Source organism: Sulfurimonas sp. NWX79 (assembly GCF_039667035.1).
Taxonomy (GTDB): Bacteria; Campylobacterota; Campylobacteria; order Campylobacterales; family Sulfurimonadaceae; genus Sulfurimonas; species Sulfurimonas indica.
Window position 1 is genome coordinate 1 of sequence record NZ_JALCZL010000044.1, and the last position, 2,650, is coordinate 2,650.

General features: G+C 40.4%; 2 protein-coding genes. Both read right to left on the reverse strand.

Annotated features, from left to right (window positions below; genetic code table 11):
- Positions 1 to 106: 106 nt before the first annotated feature.
- Positions 107 to 859 (reverse strand): IS21-like element helper ATPase IstB, encoded by a 753-nt coding sequence (gene istB, locus MNY27_RS10750; RefSeq protein WP_346392328.1) that lies wholly within the window; start codon positions 857 to 859, stop codon positions 107 to 109.
- Between the two features lie 41 nt (positions 860 to 900).
- A complete protein-coding gene (istA, locus tag MNY27_RS10755) occupies positions 901 to 2,442 on the reverse strand; it encodes an IS21 family transposase (RefSeq protein ID WP_346392329.1) in 1,542 nt (513 codons plus the stop codon).
- Positions 2,443 to 2,650 lie beyond the last annotated feature (208 nt).

Sequence of the window (2,650 nt, forward strand, 5' to 3'; positions counted from 1 at the left end):
GTGCATATGACGGAGCATCCGGACACCCAACGCGTTTTAAATCGGACACCAAGAAAGGGAATATTTTCTGTAACGCCATTTTAGCATAAAGTGTCCGAATGATTTTTTAATATTCGTCAGTTTTGATGCTCGATTTGAGTTTTCGCATCGATGGACCACTCAGTTCTATCCTATGGGAGGAGTGAACAATTCTGTCTAAAATTGCATCTGCAATGGTGTTGTTGTTGAGATAGTTATACCACTCACTTACAGGAAGCTGTGAAGTGATAATTGTAGAATTAATCTGCGTTCTGTCCTCTATGATCTCAAAGAGATTCGTTGCATCATCTTCACCCATAGGTATCACACCGAAGTCATCAAGAATCAGCAGTTTAAATCTTGAATACTTTTTAAGCAGATTAGTATAAGTGCCATCCAACCTTGCAATTTTGATCTCCTCAAGCAATGAAGGGGTTCTTACATAGTAGGCTTTGTACCCATCAAATATAGCCTTATTGGCAAACGCTTGAGCGAGATAGCTTTTCCCAGTCCCAGTTTTACCGGTAATGATGATGTTCTGTCTGGCATTGATGAAGTTGAGTGAAGATAGTGATCTGATCTGTGCTTTGTTGATCCCTCTTTGTGGTGTGTAGTCTATAGCATCGAGTGCTGCTTGCTTATCTTTGATTTTTGAGAGTCTGTGATTCATGATGATGCGTTTATTGCGTAAAAATATATCCTGCGCATCAAGAAGCTGATAGAGTCTTTCACTAAACCCCATAGAATCGTAGTTGATATCCTCCATCTGTTGCAAATATGCCTCTTTAAAGCCCTTATAACCAAGTTCTGTCAGTTTGTTGATAACGGTAGTGTGATTCATTCTTTTGTCCTTGTTTTCTTTTTATTATTTGATTATTATTTCTATTTGTACTCATCTGCACCGCGGATATTGGAGTGGTTGTTAAAAAGTGCGTAGTGTGATGATGGTTGCACATTATTGGCACTCTCACTCAGATAGAGCTTTTTATCGAGTATCGATCTGATCGACTTTGTGGTTGTGGTGTTGTGCTTTGTGGCATACATCAGCGCCAACTCCAGCTCTGTATTACCATAAAGTTTTGCCAACGATAAGATGGCTACTATTTTATTATACGCCTGTGGTGGATACTCCACAGATGCAAATATATCCTCTACAAACACACTGCTGAATTCACCTATATTTTTTGCCCAAGAACGCACTCTTTGTGGATTCATACTCTCGTTTACATACTGATGTTTACTTGGCATATGTTCATGCAGTGTCGAACACTCACCAACTCTTCGCAGGCGTGGATGTGTAGCGATGAGTCTATTCTTGTGGTAGATATAGACACTTTGTGTGGAGTATCGTACCTCTAACTCTTCTTTGATATATTTGTAAGGTACGGAGTAGTTGCATTTCTCAAGGCTTATATGGTAATCCTGATGCACTTTTGCGATCTTGAACTGTTTATAGGTATAGCTGTTTGCAGGCAGTGGATTGAGATAGGGTGCATCGAGCTCATTAAAGAGCTCTGTTCTACTCTTTTGGAGATGTTTTATAATCTTATTATTATATCTATCGAGCAACTCCGCTATAGCTTCGTTGAGCTCATTAACACTGAAAAACTTATGGTGGCGAAAGCGTGCGAGAATGTAGCGTTGAATCGCTTGGACACCCTGTTCTGCTTTTGGTTTATCTTTGGGCTTTCTTGGGCGTGCTGGATTTACTATAACGCCATAGTGACGATTGAGGTCTGCATAGCTCTCATTGACAACGATACCGTTTTTATTATTGGAGATGATGGCACTTTTGAGATTATCGGGAACTACCACTCTTGGTACTCCGCCAAAGAATCCATAGCACTTGACATGGGAGTAGATGAAGTCTTCTTGTTTTTGACTTGGGGTAGCATGAACAAAGGTGTATCCGCTTGCACCAAGTACGGCTATGAATATCTGTGCATACTCCACTTCACCGGTTCTTTGGTTGTGTATTGGCATAGTAACACCGCTGTAGTCTACAAACATCTTCTCACCCGCAAGGTGTGTCTGGCGCATGGAGGGGTTGAGTTTTTTGACGAAGCGGCGGTAGTATACGCGAAACTGGGTGTACTGATACCCATCCGGATTATCCTCTTTATACTCTTCCCACAACAGATAGAGGGTCACTTTGGTTTTTTTGCGCAGTTTGAGCTCTTGGTGGATATAGTTGAAGTTTGGCATCGCTTTGCGTGAAACGACGACACTGGCTACATCGGGGAAAAATTGTAGTTTGAGTGCATCATCATCTAAAACATCGATCTGCTCTATTGACAATCCAAGTTCTTTAAACCGTTTGATATAATCTGCAACGGTACTTTTGGCTACTCCTGTAGCGTCATGTATCTTTCTGATTGACAAGCCCATACTATGGTACTTTACAATATCACGAACTGATCTCATAGATATAATCCTCATTTTCAACACCCTTGTAAATAAATTTACAAAGAGTGTATTTAAATTTAGAAAATATCTCTTTCTTAAACGAATCTTTCTTGACGCTTTTTAGTAAAAGTGTCCGAATCATTTCCGTCATCACTGTCCGATTTAAAACCGTCACAGGTGTCCGAACTAAAACGTTATGGGTGTCCGATTTGGTGCGTTTTTTGCA

Bases quoted from the DNA above. Each gene is read 5' to 3' on its own strand.
- istB (WP_346392328.1), bottom strand. From the start codon at position 859: ATGAATCACACTACCGTTATCAACAAACTGACAGAACTTGGTTATAAG.
- istA (WP_346392329.1), bottom strand. From the start codon at position 2,442: ATGAGATCAGTTCGTGATATTGTAAAGTACCATAGTATGGGCTTGTCA.